Here is a 16,897-nt window from a genome sequence, read left to right as displayed (position 1 = left end):
GCGTGCCACTCGAGCCGATCGTCCGGTTCGGCGGCGGGCCGCAGGTCGACCAGTTGCGCGCCCGGTTGCGCTCCTGGCTGGCTGACCACCTGCCCGACGAGTTCCGCCGCACCGCCGCCAATCCCGATTATCTTCCGCGTGACGCGCACGAGCGCGCCGTGCAGTTCTGCCAGGCGCTGCACGAGCAGGGCTGGTTCGTGCCGCAGTGGCCCGCCACGTTCGGCGGCGGCGGCCTCGGGGTGGTCGAGCAGGTCGTGATCCGAGAAGAACTCGCCTACGCGGGTGCTCCCCTGGTGAACACCAACGGCGTCAACATGCTCGCCCCGGTGCTGTTTCGCTTCGGGACACCAGAACAACAGGAGGAACATCTACCGAAGATCGCTCGCTCGGAGCGGATGTGGGCGCAGGGCTACTCCGAACCCGAGGCAGGTTCGGACCTCGCCGCATTGAAGATGACGGCGCGCCGCGACGGCGACGACTACATTCTCGACGGTCAGAAGACGTGGACCAGCAACGGCGTGCTGGCCGACTGGATCTTCGTGCTGGCGCGCACGTCACCACTCGGCGAGAAGCGCCAAGCGGGTATCTCGTTCTTTCTGGTCGACCTCGAGACGCCTGGCATGACCCGCCGGCCGATCCGCGCGATGACCGGCTATCCGACATTCGCCGAGGAGTTCTTCGACGGTGTCCGGGTCCCGGCGGCCAACTTGGTCGGCGGCGAAGGCGAGGGCTGGAAGGTCGCCAAGGCCCTGCTGGTCGCCGAACGTTCGAACGTGACCAGAGCCGCCCAGGCACAGCGGTACCTCGACGAACTCGTGGACTGGTGTCGCGCTCAGCGCGGCAGTTCTCATGATCCCCTGGCCGACCCCGTCAACCGGCTCGCGCTGGCCCGTGCCGTGGAACGCGTCGAGGTGGGACGGGCGCTGTCCTACCGGGTGGCCCATCAGCAGGCGGCCGATCAGCTCGACCCCGCACTGCCGTCGCTGTCCAAGCTGTACCACTCTGAGCTCACCGCCGAGTTGCGCCAACTGGGAGCCAGGATCCTGGGCCCGGCGGGCGCCCTGCTTCCTGACGATCCCGATGTCCTGTTGCACGGCCACTTCTCCGAAGGCCTACTGCTGTCACTGCTGCACACGATCGGCGGCGGCACCAGTGAGATCCAGCGCGACCTCATTTCGACAGCGGGACTGGGTCTTCCGCGTTAGCCGAAAGTGGCGCGACCGGCCGCCGCCGCCGAGCGTTGTTGCGCGACGGTGGCTACGGCGAGCTCGAGCGGCTGGAACGACGCCAGCCCGGCCGCCTCGACGGAGGCGACGAGACGCTTGGTCAGCTCCACCGCGCCGGGGTCGGCGTCGGCGACTTCGCGGGCGACGGCGATCGCTTCGTCGATCGCGGAGCCGGGCTCGGCGATGTCGGTCACCAGGCCGAGCCGATGAGCCTCCTCGGACGGCAACCTGCTGCCGCGTAACAGCAGCGACGAGGCCCGGTGTCGTCCCAGTTGTTGGGTCAGTCGCCAGGCCAGGCCGCCGTCCGGCACCACCGCACGTGCCACGAACGGCGCAGAGAAGAACGCGTCCCGCGCGGCGACCACTAGATCGCAGGACAGCGCCAGACTCCACCCTAGACCCACGGCGGCACCCTCGACCGCGGCGACAGTCGGCACCGCGATCGCACGCAGTTGGGCCATCACCTGCTGGGCGTGCTCGACCCGACCTGCCGGCCCCATCGCTCCGGCGCCGTGCGCCGGACCGGACTTCAGGTCACCCCCGGCGCTGAAGAAGCCTTCGGCACCGGCGATCACGATGGCGCGCGCGTCGGCAGCCTCGGAGAGTGCGTTCGACAGCTGCGTCCAGGACTCGTAGCGAAGCGAGTTGCGCTGCGCCGGACGGTTCAGCAGGACGACCGCGACGCCGTCACGGTCTTCGACAAGGACCAACGGGTCCTCGGCGGTGTCGGTCATCGATCGAGGAACTTGTCGATCGCCGCGCGGTGCTCAGGTGTGGTGAAGCATTCGGTCTCCGCCGAGATTCCGTACTCGAGGATCGCCGTGACGGCCCGCTCGGCGTGCAGGTTCAGGGTGCGCTTGGTGTCCTGGACCGCGCGGGCGGGTAACGCGGCCAACCGATGAGCGAGCGCCAGCCCCTCGGCCTTGATCTGGTCGTGTGGCACGACACGGTTCGCAAGTCCCAGCTCGACCGCCTTGTCGGCCTTGATCCGCTCACCGAGCAGCAGGTATTCCTTGGCCTTGAGCAGGCTCATCAGCAGCGGCCACAACACGGACCCGCCGTCGCCGGCCACCAGACCGCTCGCCACGTGCGTGTCCGCGAAGAACGACCGGTCGGACATCAGCACGATGTCGCACAACACCGCGATGCTGCAGCCGAACCCGACAGCGGGGCCGTTGACCGCGGCGACGATCGGCAGCGGAAAGTCGATCATGTCGCGCACGATGCGCCGCGCGTCGCGCATGCCTTCGCGTCGGGTCACCGGGTTCTCGACGTGGGTGTGCAACCACTCGACGAGATCGCCACCTGCGGAGAAGAAGTCGCCGGTTCCGGTCACGAGGACTGCCCGGGCTTCGCTGTCCTCCCCCAGTGAGGTCCACAGCCGTGCGAACGCCCCGTGCATCCGGTTGTTCACCGCGTTCGCGTTGCCGGGGTTGTTCAGTGTGACGATCCGTACCGGGCCGTCCTGGGCGACCAGTATCTCGTCACACCCCGTCAACTCCGAGGTGCCCTGCGGCAGCTCGGTCATCGGGTCGCACCGACGAGGCGCTCGGCGATGATTCGCTCGGCGTCAGCGACTATCCGGGTCACCACCTCACCGGCGGTGGGGATGTCGTCGATCAACCCCATCGCGGTGCCGATCCACCAGACACCCGCTTCCAGGTCGCCGGTTTCGTAGACTTTCACTCCCCGTTTGCCGGCGACGAGGTGGGCGATGTCCTCGAATTGTCCACCCTTGTTGAGGATTTCGACGACTTCACGGGAGATGGTGTTGCTTGCCACGCGGCCGGTGTTGCGCAGGGTTCGGAAGATCAGTTCGGTGCCCAGCTCATTGCCGGCGACGATCGCCTCCTTCACGTTCTGGTGAATCGGCGACTCCGCCGTGCACATGAACCGCGACCCCATGTTGATGCCGTCGGCGCCCAGGGCGAGGGCCGCGACGAGTCCGCGACCGTCGGCGAACCCACCGGAGGCGATCATCGGTATCTCGATGACCTTGGCTGCGGCCGGAATCAGCACCAAACCGGGGATGTCGTCCTCACCGGGGTGCCCGGCGCACTCGAATCCGTCGATGCTGATGCCGTCGACGCCCAGGTCCTGAGCCTTCGCGGCATGTCGTACCGACGTGCACTTGTGCAGGACCTTGATCCCGTTGTCGTGGAAGATCGGCAGATGCGGCGCCGGGTTGGATCCGGCGGTCTCGACGATCTTGATGCCCGCATCGACGATGACCTGTCGGTATTCCTCGTAGGGAGGCGGGTTGATCGTCGGCAGGATCGTCAGGTTGACCCCGAAGGGCTTGTCGGTCAGATCCCGCGCCCGCGCGATCTCGTTCGCCAGATCAGCCGGTGTGGGCTGGGTCAACGCGGTGATGAGCCCCAGCCCACCGGCATCGGAGACCGCGGCGGCGAGCTCGGCCCGGCCGACCCACTGCATGCCGCCCTGCACGACGGGGGCCTCGATGCCGAAAGCTTCGGTGAACTTGGTGGTAATCACGATGATTCGGTCCCTTCACAGGATCGGTCGGCCGGTACCCACGCGGGCCGGCGGGTGGAGACGAACGCTTCGCGGTCGGTGGTCACGGGCCAGCTCGGCGGGCGCTTCTGCAGGAATGCCGTGAACGCCTCGATCTGTTCCGCCGTGCCCATCGAGGCCCAGTACCCGGACACGTCGACGGGCGGCAGCGCGCGGGCCATCTCGCGCTTCATGGCTGCACGTGCGGTAGGTCCGGTACCACGCACCCGGTCCAGGAGCGCGGCGGTTTCGGCAGCCAGCGAACCATGGTCGACCACCTTGCCGACCAGACCCAGCCGCTCCGCTTCGGCGGCCTCGATCCAGTCGTTGCCGTAGATCAGATGGTTCGCCCGGAGCGTGCCGATCCGTTGCGGTATCCGGGCGGCGATGAACGCCTCGTACACCCCGCGGGTCAAATCCGGCACCCGCATCCGCGTGCGGTCGGAAGCGATCACCAGGTCGGCGTACAGCGTCATCACCAGACCTCCGCCGAGCGCCAGACCGTTGACCGCGCACACCACCAGCTTCGGGATCTTGCCGAGTGTTTCGAACGGCGTGGCGTCGTAGGCTTCGGTGAACGCATCCCAGCGCCGATCGGGATTGCCGACGGAGTTCATGTCCCCGCCGGCGCAGAACACGTCGCCCGTGCCGGTGATGACCAGGAAGTTCAGCTGTGGCTCGTCGGCGACGATCATCGCCGCCCGCTTGATCCCGTGATAGCCGTCCGCGGTCAGCGCATTGCGCTTCTCGGGACGATCGATCGTGACGGTCAACGTGTCGCCGTCGATTGTGCCCGACAACTCCTCGGCCGCCAGATCGACGGCGGCAGGCAGGTCCGTCACGAGATCACGGCGACGAGAACGCCGATGTCGTAGGTTCGGCCTTCCTCGATCTTCCAGGACACCGTGCCGGAGGCCGGCGCCTCGATGTCCATTTCGACTTTGTCGGTGGCGATCGAGTACAGCGGATCGCCTTCGCTGACCGTGGCACCGTCTTCGACGAGAAGCTGGGTGATCTCGGCTTCGGTGATGGCGTCCCCGGGTTTGGGCAGTCGCACGTCGGTCACGCGATCCTCCTGATGGCGTCGAGGAGCTGGGCGGCACCAGGCCGGCACGCGGCCTCCAGCGTGGCCGCTCGAGGTACCGGGGTGTACGTCCCGGCCACCCGCTGGACCGGGGCGGAGAGTACGCCGAACAGTTCGGTCGCGACCGTCGCCGCGATCTCGGCACCGGGGCCGCAGAACCCGACCGACTCGTGGGCCACCACCAGCCGGGTGGTCTTGCGCACGGACGTGAGCACCGTGGCCAGATCCAGCGGCACCAGTGTGCGCAGATCGACGACCTCCACGGAGATGCCTTGTTCTTGTGCCTCTTTGGCTGCCTCGAGGGCCGCGTGCACCATGACACCGTAGGTCACCACCGTGACATCGGCCCCCTGGCGTTTGATGTCGGCCTGCCCCAGCGGGATGACATAGTCAGCGGTCGGGACGGGCCCCTTGCCGCCGCCGTAATAGAGCTTCATCGATTCGATGAACAGACAGGGGTCGTTATCGGCGAGGCAGGCCTTGAGCAGACCGGCCGCGTCGGCGGCGGTGCTGGGCCACACCACCTTCAGGCCCGGTGTGTGCATCGCCCACGCTTCGAACGCCTGCGAGTGTTGCGGACCCGCCGCCATGCCCACCATGGTGCGGATGACCATCGGCGCACCCTTACGGCCGCCGGACATGTAGCGGACCTTGGCCGCGTGGTTGGCGATCTGGTCCATCGCCACGCCGAGGAAGTCCATGAACATCAATTCGGCTACCGGTCTCAGCCCGCCGAGTGACGCACCGATCGCCGCACCGATGATCGACGACTCCGCGATCGGGGTGTCGCGCACCCGGTCCTCACCGTACTTGGCCGACAGCCCGGCGGTGACCTTGAACATTCCCCCGCCCGACGGATCGCCGATGTCCTCGCCGAGCAGGATGATCGAGTCGTCGGCCGCCATCGCGCGGTCCAGAGTCCGGTGTATCGCCTGGACGAGGCCCAGCTCCTCGGTGTCGCCGCCCGGGAGGCCGGCATGCACCTGACCGGTCACTGCAATCTCGGATCCATTGCCGCAGAACACATCTCGGCGGAGTTCGTCCGTCTCGGGCGGAGCGGCGGCCACGGCTGCTGCGAACGCCTCCTCCAGTTCGGCGGCGATCTCGGCATCGATCGCATCGAGGTCGGCGACGGCGGCGATGCCCTCGTCGACGAGGCGCCGGCGATACCGCGCGAAGGGCGGATCGGCGCGCATGGCGGCGAGCTCGTCCTGGTCGGCGTAGGCCATCGCGTCGCCGAAATAATGTCCCTGCAAGCGATATGCGACGGCCTCGACGAAGGACGGCCCCGCCCCGGAGCGTGCCCGCTCGGCGGCCTGCGCAACGGCGTCGTGAACTGCCTGCGGGTCCGAACCGTCCACGGTCGTCCCGGGCATGCCGTAGCCGGCGGCCCGGTCGGACAGTCGCTCGGTGCGGGTGTACCGGCCGTATGAGGTGCACTCGGCCCAGAAATTGTTCTGACAGAAGAAGACCACCGGCAACGACCACAACGCGGCCATGTTCATCGCCTCGTGGACGTACCCGATGCTGGTGGCCCCGTCGCCGAAGCTGACCAGCACCACCTGTCCGGTCTTCCGCAGATCCGCGGCCAGCGCGATGCCGTTGGCGATCAACGGCCCCGCGCCGACGATCCCGGTGGTCCAGGCGATGCCGTGGGCGGGGTCATAGATCCCCATGGCACCGGCCTTGCCCCGGGACAGCCCGTCGCGGCGGCCGAGGATCTCGGCGAAATACCCGCGCAGGTCGACACCCTTGGCCAGGACGTCCCCGAGCCCCCGGTAGGTAGTGACGAGTTGGTCGCCGTCCGCGAGCGCGAGCATGGCGCCCGCCGACATCGCCTCCTGGCCGTCCACCGGCCAGTAGCTCATCGCCGCCTCGCCGGACGACAGGGCTTTGCGGACGCGCTTGTCTGCGTGGTGGACCTTGCTCATCAGTCGGTACAGGGCCAACGCGCGTTCCCCGCTCGCCGACGGGATCTCGGTGTGTAGCTCGGTGGACATTCACACTCCTCGAAGGTCTGGCGAGTCAGTCTACAATATGACGAATTGTGTTCAATCGTGCAGCCGCGTGGTTTTCTCCAGTTCCGCGGCGAACAGCATTCGATCGAAGTAGCACCGCTCGAGGATCAACCCGTCCCCGTCGAAGCCGAACACGTTGATGCTCAGCATGTCGACAGCGGTGCCCGGGCAGGTGGTCCTGGTTTCGACCACCAATCCGTCGGCGGAGTGGAACACCGCTTCAGCGGTGTAGTGCATCTGCGGAAGTTGCTCCCACTGCGCCAGGATCATCTGCCGCACGGCGGCGTCGCCGTCGTACACCGTGGCGGTGGGCACGATCTCATAGCGTGCCCGGGTGAACGTCGCCATGATGGCTTCCAGATCGCGGTCGTTCTCGGCCTGGACGTGCCGCAGCACCAGAGCCTCCCGGCGCCGGTGGAGGTCAGCCTCCTCACTCATGAGAGCTCGAACGTCGGCAGGTTCCTGCCGTCGGGCAACGGGGCCCACGCCACGGTCACCGGATCGCCGACCCGGGGCGGCTGACCGAACATGGTGGACATGATCCTGGCACCTTCGGCGAGGTCGACGAGCACCACCGCATAGGGCACCTTGTCCGCCAGCGCAGGAAGGGCGGGACGGTGATGCACGCTGACCGCGTAGACAACGCCCTGTCCGGACAACCGCTCCCAGTCCAACTGGTCGTGTCCGCAGTGTGGGCAGGCGAACCGCGGGTACCACACCAGGCGGGCACACGCGGCGCACCGTTGCATGTGCAACTCCCGTGCCCGGGTCGCTGCCCAGAACGGCTCAGACGCCGCGCTGGGTTCCGGAACGGGGATGCTCGATTCCTGCTGGCTCACCCGGTTCTCGTTCACTCGTTTCTCGCTCACCCGTTTTTCGCTCACAGAGTGGCCTCCGTTCCGAGGATCACCGTCGACGTTGCCGACAGCACGCCGCCGGTTCCGTGCGCCACCGCCACGTCGGCACCCCCCACCTGGCGGTCGTCGCACTCACCGCGCAGCTGCCGAGTCGCTTCGACGAGCAGGAACGCACCGAATGCACCGGGGTGCGTGTAAGCCAGCCCGCCCCCGGTCGTCTGACCTGGCAGCGCCCCGCCCGGCGCCAGCACCCCGCTGCCGGCGAACGGACCGCCCTCGCCCTTCTTGCAGAATCCGAGGTCCTCCAGCGCGAGCAGGACGGTGATGGTGAACGAGTCGTAGAGTTCGACCACGTCCACATCCTCGGGTGTCAGTCCTGCGGCGGCGAACGCCGCGGGACCCGACACTGCGCCGGGTGTCACGGTGAGGTCGGGCATCTGCGAGATCATGGCGTGGGAGGCCGCTGACGCCGCGCCCAGCACGAACACCGGCGGTTTGGCCAGCGTGCGTGCCCGTTCGGCGCTGGTCACCACGATGGCACCCGCCCCGTCGGTGACGAGGCAGCACTCGAGCTTGTGCACCGGTTCGGCAACGTAGCCCGACTCGAGGACGTCGTCCACTCCGATCGGGTTTCGCAGGTGCGCGCGAGGGTTGCGCGCCGCCCACGTTCGGGTGTCCACTGCGATCTGGGCCAGCTGCTCGGCAGTGGTCCCGTAGGTGGCCATGTGCCGGTTGGCGGCCAGCGCGTACGCGCTGATCGGCAGCATGACACCGTAGGGCGTCTCCCATTCGAGCCGCTCCGGCGTGGCGAAGACGCCCAGCCCCTTCTCACCGCGTTTGCGCGCGGCGCGAGGGGTCGAGGCGTAGACGATCACCACCGTCTCGGCCAGTCCGGCCGCGATCGCGGCCGCCGCATGCTCGACATAGAGTCCGTAGCTTGCGCCTCCGGTCTGGGTCGCGTCGGTGAATCTCGCTGCGATCCCGAGATATTCGGCGAGTTCGACCGAATGCATCAGCGTGCCACCGGTGCAGGTGCACAACCCGTCGACGTCGCTCAGAGTCAGCCCCGCGTCGGCGAGCGCGGAGCGGATGACGCGGGCCTCCAACTCGCGCAGCGGTACGTCGATCACTCCGTCAGCAGAGACTTCGTCGGCGACTCCGACGACCGCGGCAGCTCCTCGTATGTCTGTCACGCCGTGACCTCCTCGTCGAACAACTCGCGCAAGCCCGGCTGACTGACCTTCAGCGATGCGGTACGGGGCAATTCGTCGACGACGATCAACCGCGCCGGAACCTGGTAGCGCGTCATACGTTCGCGGCAGAATTCCAGTAGTTCCTCGGCATCCGCACTTGCCCCGGCGGCCAGCTCCACCGCAGCGACCGGGACGGCACCCAGACGCTCGTCGGGCAGGCCGGTCACCCCGGCATCCCGCACCGCAGGATGACTGCGCAGCGCCTCGACGATGGTTGCCGGTGTCACCTTGAACCCACCCCGGATGATCACATCGTCGGTGCGTCCGTCGACATAGACGAATCCGTCGGCGTCGAGGCGTCCGAGGTCGGTGGTCCGCACCCAGTCACCGCCTGTGGTGCGGACCTCGATCCGCCCCTGCTGATCGGGGCCGAGTTCGATGTCGTCCTGCAGCGACATGATGCGAATCTCGCGGCCCCGCTGTGGGCGTCCGACGCTTCCGCGCTTCGAGGTGGCCCATTTCCTGTGCAGGTCGAGATTCCAGCCCGCAACGCCGCCGGCGAACTCGGTCGCACCGTAGGACGGCAACACCGCCACGTCATAACGCTTTTCGAATGCCTCTTGCACGGCGACCGGCAGGTGGGCGGTACCGGACGTCACGACCTGCACGCTGGACAGCACCTCGGGCGCGACATCCGCGTCGAGCACCATCGCCAGTGCCGACGGCACCAGGCTGACCGCCCGCGGCTGGTGCCGCCGCACGAGATCGACGAAGTCGTCTACCCGGAACCGCTCGAGCAGCGCGATCCTGCGGCCCTCGGCGAGGTTGAGCAATGTGCGGAACAGCCCGGACATGTGCACCATCGGTGAGCTGACGATCGCCACGCCCGAACGCAATCGAGGCGAACGGTCGCCCGCGCCGGAGTAGTGCGCTCCGGCCGCTGCCACCGTGTTGCCGAAGGCTTCGTAGGACAGGGGTATCCGCTTGGGCGGACCGGTGGTGCCACTGGTGAGCATCTCCACGGCGATGCCGTCGGGTTCGGCGCGGAACGGGCCCGGCCCGGGCGCCTCGAGACCTGGAAGTACCTCGACCACGGCCGGGTCGTGCCGGACCAGCAGACCCAGCGCGCCCGTGGCAGCGTCCCTGACCCCGGGGCGTTGCCAGTCGGCATCCAGTGCGACGACGGCCGCGAGACGGAGTTCGGCGATGTCGGCGCACAGCCCGGTGTCGCCGTGTGAGGCGTTGACGGTCACCACCGTCGCGCCCGCAAACAGCACCCCGATCAGCGCCCCCACCATCGCGGGCTGGTTGCGCAGTACCAGCCCCACGGGTGCGCCCGGCCCCAACCCCGCGGTCGCGAGATGCTGCTCGACTCCGGTTGCGATCGCACTCAAGGACTTCCAGTCGGTCCACCGACCTTCGAACTCGACGGCGGGGGCATCGGGATCGAGTGTCAGGATCGTCCGAAGGCGGGCGGCGAGGTCGTCGCTCAAGCCGGTGCTGCCACGAGTTGCGTGGTCGCCGGGATCACCTCTTGGGCGAAGAGCTTCATCGAGTCGTACACCTTCGCCCGGTCCATGGCCCCTCCGCGCGACATGCGGAGCATGATGTTGCGCCATCCCATGTCGATGACCGTCTGCATCTTGCCGACGATGCGCTCGGGGTCACCCATCAGCGTCAGGTGCGAGTTGAGGACCTGCTCGTAGCTCTGCTTGTCGTGCTTCTCGAACCAGTCGGAATACGCCTTGTAGTCGGCCGGGATCTCGCCACCGCGCTCGAAGGGATTCGAATATTTGCGGTGTGTCTCGATGGAAAGCTCGACACTGTCCCGCGGATAGGACCGGGCGAATGCGTCGTCGTGATGACAGAACGCGTTGAGCAGCGCCCAGACGTTCTCGGTGGCGGCGTCGAGGCCCTTCTTGGCCTGCGTCTCCAGATAGATGTCGAGCGCACCCTGCAGATCCGGATCGACCGTGTACGGATTGCCGATGATGGCACCGAAACCCTTGTCGGCCAACCATTCGAAGCTCGACGGTGTCTTCATGACTGTCCCCCATACCGGGACAGGTTGCTGAACCGGGCGGGGGTAGATGGTGACGTCCTCCAGCTGGAAGAACTTGCCTTCGTAGCTCACGTTCTCCTGGGTGAGCAGCAGGTTCACGATCTCCAGGCACTCCTGGTACCTGCCAGTGGCCTCGTCCATCGGGATGCCGAATCCCTTGAACTCGTGGGCCTGGTATCCCCGCCCGAAACCGGCATCGAAGCGACCACCCGACAGCACGTCCACCATGGCGATGCGTTCGGCGAGCTGGATGGGGTCGTGGAATGGGCTGACCATGCATGCCGTGCCGATCCGGATGCGTTCGGTCTGCGCCGCGATGGCAGCGGCCACCAGGGGCAGATCGGCCAGCATCCCGTACGGCGAGAAGTGATGTTCTGCCAGCCAGACCTCGTCATATCCGAGCTCCTCGGCCCACCTGGCCTCCTCCAGGACATTGGCGAACACCTGTTCGTAGCTCAGGTGGTTGGGCTTGTCGCCGAGGATGAAGACACCGAACTTCATGACGCTCCTAGAAACTAGTTGCAGTAACTGCGACTATATTGCACGATGAAACAGATATCGTCAATCCGTTCAGTTCATTGTCTGTCTGGAGGTTCTGTTGACTCTCACCGCGGAGGCCGTGGGCACCACGCTGGATCCGACGACGTTCGCGTGGACCGAGACCGACGCGGTCCTCTACGCCCTGGGCGTCGGGGCCCGTCCCCCCGCCGAACTCGGATTGCTCGACGAGTCCAAGGGGCCGGCCGTCCTGCCCAGTTTCGCCTTGCTCGCCAACTGGTGGGCGGTCAGGGATCTGCGCGCCGTGCTGAACCTGGGCTCTCACCCGATCGTGCACGGTGGGCAGTCGCTCAGCGTTTCGCGGCCGTTGCAGCCGCACGGGGAGGTCACGGTCACCGGCGCGGTGACCGCGGTGTGGGACAAGGGCAAACACGCGTCGATCGAGGTCACCACGCGGGGCGCGGACGCGCACGGGGAATTGTTCGTCGCCGTCGGCCAGACCATGATGCTCGGCGGTGGCGGTTTCGGAGGCGAGCGAGGACCGGCTACCGCTGACGAACCCGACGGCCGTGCGGACATGACCGTCGATGACGACATCCGACCGGAACAGGCGGCGATCTATCGCCTCAGCGGCGACCGCAATCCGCTGCACATCGACCCCGCCGCGGCACGCAAAGCCGGATTCGACGATGTCTTCCTGCACGGCCTGTGCACATTCGGCTTCGCGACCCGCGCGCTGGTCAACGGCGTCGGCAACGGCGATCCGGAGGTGCTCGCCTCCATCAGCTGCCGCTTCGCCAAGCCCGTGATGCTCGGCGCTCCGCTGCGCACCGAGATCTGGCGCGACGGCACCGACGTGCGGTTCCGCACCAGCCAGGGCTCGACCGTCGCCCTGTCCTCGGGCACCGCCACGCTGCGAGGATGACAGACATGGATCAGCGGAGAATGCGCGGTCAACGCAATCGAGAAGCACTCATCGCCGCCGCCCTCGAACTGTTCGAGGCGAACGGATACGAATCCACCACGATCGAACAGATCTCGGCGCTCGCCGGTGTCGCGCCACGAACGTTCTTCCATCACTTCGCCACGAAGGACGACCTGCTCTTCGACGGGTACGCAGACCGGCTCGACCAGGCCACCCACCGATTTCGCGAATCTCGGTCGACGTCGCTGTGGGGCGCGCTGGCAGAGGCATCGGCGGCGGTCGCCGAAGCCATCACCGCGCAGCCGGACATCTTCCTGGTCCGCGCGCGCATGTATGCCCGGCACCCGGGCCTGCGCGCCACCCGGCTACGGATCAACGACGACTGGATCGACCAGATGACCGTGGAGGTCGCTCACCGGCTGGACACCGACCCGGAGACCGATCTGCGGCCGCGCCTGGCGGTCAGCGTCGTCAACGGAGCCAATCGCGCCGCCATCGACACGTGGGTGGCCCATGACGGCCAGGGCGACCTGGTCGAATCCATGGCGCAGGCGATCGAGCTGCTGCGCCCGTCGATCACCCGGATCGAGCGCCTTCTGCGAGCTGAGCGAGACCGCCGTGTCGGGTGAGCAGGCGAGGGCCGAACGCCGGCTGGCCGTCGTCACCGGCGGCGCCCGCGGGATCGGCGAGGCCATCGTCACCGACCTGGTCGCCGCGAACTACCGGGTCGCAGTGGTCGACGTGAACGCCAAGGCCATCGCACGCACCCGCGACAGCGCCGCGTCACAGGCAGGATCGGTTGTCCCCGTGGAGCTCTCGATCACCGACCGCGACGCCGTGGAGCGCGAGCTGGCGCGCCTGGCGGATGACCACGGCCCCATCTGCGCCCTGGTCAACAACGCCGGGATGACGCTGCCCGCGACGTTCCTCGACCAGACCGACGAGGACTGGGACCGCATCCTCGCGGTCAACCTGACCGGCACGTTCATCATGGCCCAGGTCGCCGCCCGGCAGATGGTCGAAGCCGGCGGCGGCGCGGTCGTCAACATCAGCTCGGTGTCCGCCCACGGGGTCCGCACCGGTCCTCCTGCGTATGCCGCGGCAAAAGCCGGCGTCGAGGGTCTGTCCAGGCTGATGGCCGTCCAGTTGGGGCCGCGCGGCGTCCGGGTCAACACCGTGGTCGTGGGTACCACCGCAACCCCGTGGTTGCTGTCCAAGAAGTCCGACGCGGAGCTCGACGTCATGCGTGAATCGACGCTGACCGGCGCGATCGGCGATCCCGGCGACATCGCCAAGACCGTTGCCTTCCTCTGTTCGGACGGCGCCAAACACATCACCGGGCAGCTGATCTCGGTATCGGGTGGCCAGTGGATGCCGTGACCCGAACTGGCTGTACGATAAAACACATTTTGCTGATCTGTTCTATCGACCGGTGGTGAAGGGGCTCGTAGTGGAGTTGGAACGAATTCTGTTCGACGTCAGTGACCACGTCGCGACGATCACCCTGAACCGGCCCGAAAGGCTCAATGCCACCGACGATCTGGCCCGGACAGAGCTCGGTTGGGCGTGGGGACAGGTTCGCGACGATCCCGAGATCCGGGTCGCGATCATCACCGGTGCCGGCGAGCGCGCGTTCTGCGCCGGCCAGGACGTCCGGGCTACCGCGGCCAGCGGCATCCGCAACAAGGTGCCGGGCTCGCGGCTTCACCACAACGTCTGGAAGCCGGTGATCTGCGCGCTCAACGGCATGGTGGTGGGCGGTGGCCTGCACCAGGTCGCCGATTCAGACCTGATCATCGCCGCCGAGCACGCCGAGCTCATCGACACCCATCTGAAGGTGGGCAACGTCTTCGCGCTGGAGCCCGCGGTGCTCCTGCGCCGGATGCCGATCTCGATGGTCATGCAGCTGGCGCTGATGACCAAAGACGGCCGGATCAGTGCGCAGCGCGGGTTCGAGATCGGACTCATCAACGAAGTGGTCCCCGGGGATCGGTTGCAGGCGCGCGCCCGCGAGATCGCCCTGTCGATCGCCGCGCTGTCGCCGGCCACCACCCAAGCATCGATAAAAGCCATGTGGACCAGCCTCGACGTCGGGCTGCACGCCGCCAACGACGTCGCCTACCGCTACGTTCTGCACCACCAGATGACCCATCCCGACTACCGGGAAGGAATGCTGGCCTTCGCCGAGAAGCGCGAGCCGAGGTGGGTGGTCGAATGAGCGTGACCGCCCGCACCGCGGCACGGACGTTCACCTACGCCCTGCTGCCCTATGACGCCGTGATCCCGGCGATGCTGTCGTCGGTGGTGGCCGAGCACGGTGCCACCGACCTGGTCGTGACATGCCTGGAGGACGGCTCGCTCGAGCGAATCACCTATGCGCAAGCCGATTCCGAATCCTCGACGATGGCCGCACGACTGCTCGACGCGGGTGTCACCAAGGGTGTGCGGGTCGGAATCCTCGCACCGAACGGCCCTGAGTTCGTCGTGGCTTTCCTGGCCGCGACCAGGATCGGTGCTGTCGCGGTTCCCCTGAACACCTTCCTGCAGCCCGCGGAGCTGGCATGGGTGCTGCGCGACGCCGACGTACACACCGTGCTGGCGGTGGAATCGATTCTCGGTAAGGACATGCTCGCCCGCCTTGCGGCCGCCTCCGACGGGCTGGATGTGCCTATGCGGTCACCGGCACTGCCCCAGCTGCGCAATGTCCTTCCGCTCGGTGACATTTCGCAGTCCTGGCCCAGCGAGTGGCCCGAACCTGTCCCCCCGGAATTCCTGGCCGAATGCGAGCAGAGCGTCCGCCCCACCGACGATCTGCTGGTCATCTACACCTCGGGTAGCACCTCCCATCCCAAGGGGATCGTGCACACCCACGGCACCGCGATCACGCATTCACGATTCATCGCCGGCGAGCACGGCTGGTCGTCGCACGATCGCATCTACGTGCCGATGGTGTTCTTCTGGGTGGCGGGCCTGGTGTTCGGCCTGCTCGGTCCGATGCAGTACGGCGCCACGGTGCTGACCGAGCACAAGTTCGACGCCGGTCACGTGCTGCGGCTGCTCGAAACCGAGAAAGCCACCTACACAACGGGGTTTCCCCATGTCGGTCCGGCGTTGGTCAATCACCCCGACTACGCCGACACCGATCTCTCCCGCCTCCGCGAGGGCTATCAACAGGTGCTGCTGTCCCCGCAGCGGCGCACCCGGGATCCGTCGCTGCGGGTCGCTCAACTCGGCATGACGGAGACCTGCAGCAGCCACACCTGGTGGCCACCACACGAAGAAGTGCCGGAATCCAAGCGCGGCTCGCTCGGAGTGTCGGCTCCGGGCTACGAACACAAGGTGGTCGACGACGCCGGCGTCGAAGTCCCCAACGGCGTGACCGGCGAGATCTGCGTTCGTGGCATCGCGATGATGCGCGGCATGATCGGCAAGCACTGGCACGAACTGGTCGATCGGGACGGCTGGTTGCACACCAAGGACGCCGGTTACCGCGACGACGACGGTCACCTGTACTTCGCCGGACGCATCGACGAGATGATCAAGACGTCGGGGACGAACGTCTCACCGATGGAGGTCGAAGCGGCGTTGCGGCGCATTCCCCAGGTGCGAGTGGCCTACGTCGTCGGTGTCCCCGATGCGGAACGCGGCGCGCTCGTCGGCGCGGCCGTCGTCCTCAACGACGGCGACCACGCCAGCGCAGACGATCTCGTGGCCGCGTGCCGTGCTCAACTCGCGGCCTACAAGGTCCCCAAGCGCTGGGTGATCCTCGACGACGCCGCACCACTTCCGTACACCACCACCGACAAGATCGACAAGCGCAGGCTCACCGCGATGATGAGTGAAGGCACTCTGGCGTGACCGACAGCGCGCTCGCCGCACTTGCAGCCCGCATCGATCGCCTCGAAGCACTCGATGAGATTCGGCAACTCGCGGCCAAGTACACCGTCGCGCTCGACATGCGCGACTTGGACTCCCTGGTCAACCTGTTCGTCGACGACGTCGGGGTGCCGGGCAACGAGCGTGGCAGGTCGGCGCTGCGCCGGTGGTACGACCGCGAACTGCGACACGATCTGCTCGGCAGCGCCCACGGCGTGCTCGGGCACGTCATCGATGTGCACGACGCCGACCACGCGACCGGCCTGGTGTACTCCCGCAACGACCTCGAGACCGCCACGGTCTGGGTGATCGAGCTGCTCGCGTACCTCGACGTCTACGAACGCCGGGAGGAGCGCTGGTACTTCCGGCGACGCACGCCGTTGTTCTGGTACCAGAGCGACATCAGCGATCCACCGTTGGGGCCGAGCAAGATGCGCTGGCCCGACACACCGGCTCACGACGGCACGTTCCACTCGGCGTTTCCGAGTTGGCGCGAGTTCCATGCTGCCGATCCCGGGCGACTCGACGCGCCCGTGCCGGCCCCGGCTGCGGTCGGCGACTGGATCCGCACGCTGCGTCGCGGTGCGCAGACGCCCCGGGTCAATTCCACCGGACGCGCCACCGACGACCCGAGGAACCGCTGA

General features: G+C 67.3%; 18 protein-coding genes. 7 read left to right on the top strand and 11 right to left on the bottom strand.

Features of this window, described 5'->3' with window-relative positions; genetic code table 11:
- Positions 1 to 2 precede the first annotated feature (2 nt).
- Positions 3 to 1,205 (top strand): acyl-CoA dehydrogenase family protein, encoded by a 1,203-nt coding sequence (locus tag J3476_RS02975; RefSeq protein WP_207065060.1) that lies wholly within the window; start codon positions 3 to 5, stop codon positions 1,203 to 1,205.
- Here J3476_RS02975 and J3476_RS02970 read toward each other — a convergent pair.
- Genes J3476_RS02970 through J3476_RS02920 form a run of 11 tightly spaced genes read right to left on the bottom strand, consistent with a single transcriptional unit; the run spans position 1,202 to position 11,455 of the window.
- Positions 1,202 to 1,960 carry an enoyl-CoA hydratase/isomerase family protein gene (locus tag J3476_RS02970; RefSeq protein ID WP_207065059.1) on the bottom strand — a complete coding sequence of 253 codons (759 nt, stop codon included), beginning with the start codon at positions 1,958 to 1,960 and terminating at the stop codon, positions 1,202 to 1,204. The two genes, J3476_RS02975 and J3476_RS02970, sit on opposite strands and share 4 nt — an antisense overlap.
- On the bottom strand, positions 1,957 to 2,754 hold the full coding sequence (locus tag J3476_RS02965; protein WP_207065058.1) for an enoyl-CoA hydratase/isomerase family protein: 798 nt from the start codon (positions 2,752 to 2,754) through the stop codon (positions 1,957 to 1,959). The genes J3476_RS02970 and J3476_RS02965 overlap by 4 nt, the downstream gene beginning before the upstream one ends.
- Positions 2,751 to 3,725 carry a nitronate monooxygenase family protein gene (locus J3476_RS02960; protein ID WP_207065086.1) on the bottom strand — a complete coding sequence of 325 codons (975 nt, stop codon included), beginning with the start codon at positions 3,723 to 3,725 and terminating at the stop codon, positions 2,751 to 2,753. The genes J3476_RS02965 and J3476_RS02960 overlap by 4 nt, the downstream gene beginning before the upstream one ends.
- Positions 3,719 to 4,582, bottom strand: a complete 864-nt coding sequence (locus tag J3476_RS02955) for an enoyl-CoA hydratase/isomerase family protein (protein WP_207065057.1) — start codon at positions 4,580 to 4,582, stop codon at positions 3,719 to 3,721. The genes J3476_RS02960 and J3476_RS02955 overlap by 7 nt, the downstream gene beginning before the upstream one ends.
- On the bottom strand, positions 4,579 to 4,806 hold the full coding sequence (locus tag J3476_RS02950) for a biotin/lipoyl-containing protein (protein WP_207065056.1): 228 nt from the start codon (positions 4,804 to 4,806) through the stop codon (positions 4,579 to 4,581). The genes J3476_RS02955 and J3476_RS02950 overlap by 4 nt, the downstream gene beginning before the upstream one ends.
- Positions 4,803 to 6,824, bottom strand: coding sequence for a pyruvate dehydrogenase complex E1 component subunit beta (locus J3476_RS02945; protein ID WP_207065055.1), 2,022 nt, complete (start codon positions 6,822 to 6,824; stop codon positions 4,803 to 4,805). The genes J3476_RS02950 and J3476_RS02945 overlap by 4 nt, the downstream gene beginning before the upstream one ends.
- Positions 6,825 to 6,875: 51 nt before the next feature.
- Positions 6,876 to 7,280, bottom strand: a complete 405-nt coding sequence (locus J3476_RS02940; protein ID WP_207065054.1) for a nuclear transport factor 2 family protein — start codon at positions 7,278 to 7,280, stop codon at positions 6,876 to 6,878.
- Positions 7,277 to 7,711 (bottom strand): Zn-ribbon domain-containing OB-fold protein, encoded by a 435-nt coding sequence (locus J3476_RS02935; RefSeq protein WP_286182540.1) that lies wholly within the window; start codon positions 7,709 to 7,711, stop codon positions 7,277 to 7,279. Before J3476_RS02935 ends, J3476_RS02940 begins: the two co-directional genes overlap by 4 nt.
- A gap of 11 nt (positions 7,712 to 7,722) precedes the next feature.
- Complete coding sequence (locus tag J3476_RS02930; RefSeq protein ID WP_207065053.1) at positions 7,723 to 8,892, bottom strand: acetyl-CoA acetyltransferase; 1,170 nt, start codon at positions 8,890 to 8,892, stop codon at positions 7,723 to 7,725.
- Complete coding sequence (locus J3476_RS02925; RefSeq protein WP_286182538.1) at positions 8,889 to 10,385, bottom strand: class I adenylate-forming enzyme family protein; 1,497 nt, start codon at positions 10,383 to 10,385, stop codon at positions 8,889 to 8,891. Before J3476_RS02925 ends, J3476_RS02930 begins: the two co-directional genes overlap by 4 nt.
- A complete protein-coding gene (locus tag J3476_RS02920; protein ID WP_207065052.1) occupies positions 10,382 to 11,455 on the bottom strand; it encodes an LLM class flavin-dependent oxidoreductase in 1,074 nt (357 codons plus the stop codon). Before J3476_RS02920 ends, J3476_RS02925 begins: the two co-directional genes overlap by 4 nt.
- Positions 11,456 to 11,552: 97 nt before the next feature.
- On the opposite strand from J3476_RS02920, the gene J3476_RS02915 reads away from it, so the two are divergent.
- Genes J3476_RS02915 through J3476_RS02890 form a run of 6 tightly spaced genes read left to right on the top strand, consistent with a single transcriptional unit; the run spans position 11,553 to position 16,897 of the window.
- The gene (locus J3476_RS02915) at positions 11,553 to 12,377 is read left to right on the top strand and encodes a MaoC family dehydratase (RefSeq protein WP_207065051.1); all 825 of its coding nucleotides are present in this window, start codon (positions 11,553 to 11,555) and stop codon (positions 12,375 to 12,377) included.
- 5 nt (positions 12,378 to 12,382) lie between these two features.
- Positions 12,383 to 13,006, top strand: coding sequence for a TetR/AcrR family transcriptional regulator (locus J3476_RS02910; RefSeq protein ID WP_207065050.1), 624 nt, complete (start codon positions 12,383 to 12,385; stop codon positions 13,004 to 13,006).
- On the top strand, positions 12,996 to 13,757 hold the full coding sequence (locus tag J3476_RS02905) for an SDR family NAD(P)-dependent oxidoreductase (RefSeq protein WP_286182537.1): 762 nt from the start codon (positions 12,996 to 12,998) through the stop codon (positions 13,755 to 13,757). The genes J3476_RS02910 and J3476_RS02905 overlap by 11 nt, the downstream gene beginning before the upstream one ends.
- 55 nt (positions 13,758 to 13,812) lie before the next feature.
- Positions 13,813 to 14,595: an enoyl-CoA hydratase-related protein gene (locus J3476_RS02900; protein ID WP_286182535.1), complete on the top strand. Its 783-nt coding sequence runs from the start codon at positions 13,813 to 13,815 to the stop codon at positions 14,593 to 14,595.
- Positions 14,592 to 16,235 (top strand): class I adenylate-forming enzyme family protein, encoded by a 1,644-nt coding sequence (locus tag J3476_RS02895; RefSeq protein ID WP_207065048.1) that lies wholly within the window; start codon positions 14,592 to 14,594, stop codon positions 16,233 to 16,235. Before J3476_RS02900 ends, J3476_RS02895 begins: the two co-directional genes overlap by 4 nt.
- Entirely contained in the window at positions 16,232 to 16,897 is a 666-nt protein-coding gene (locus tag J3476_RS02890; RefSeq protein WP_207065047.1) for a nuclear transport factor 2 family protein, read from the top strand. Before J3476_RS02895 ends, J3476_RS02890 begins: the two co-directional genes overlap by 4 nt.

Source organism: Mycobacterium sp. PO1 (genome assembly GCF_017312405.1).
GTDB lineage: Bacteria > Actinomycetota > Actinomycetes > Mycobacteriales > Mycobacteriaceae > Mycobacterium.
The sequence above is the reverse complement of the archived record's forward strand: the minus strand, read 5'-3'. Positions and strand labels throughout refer to the sequence as shown.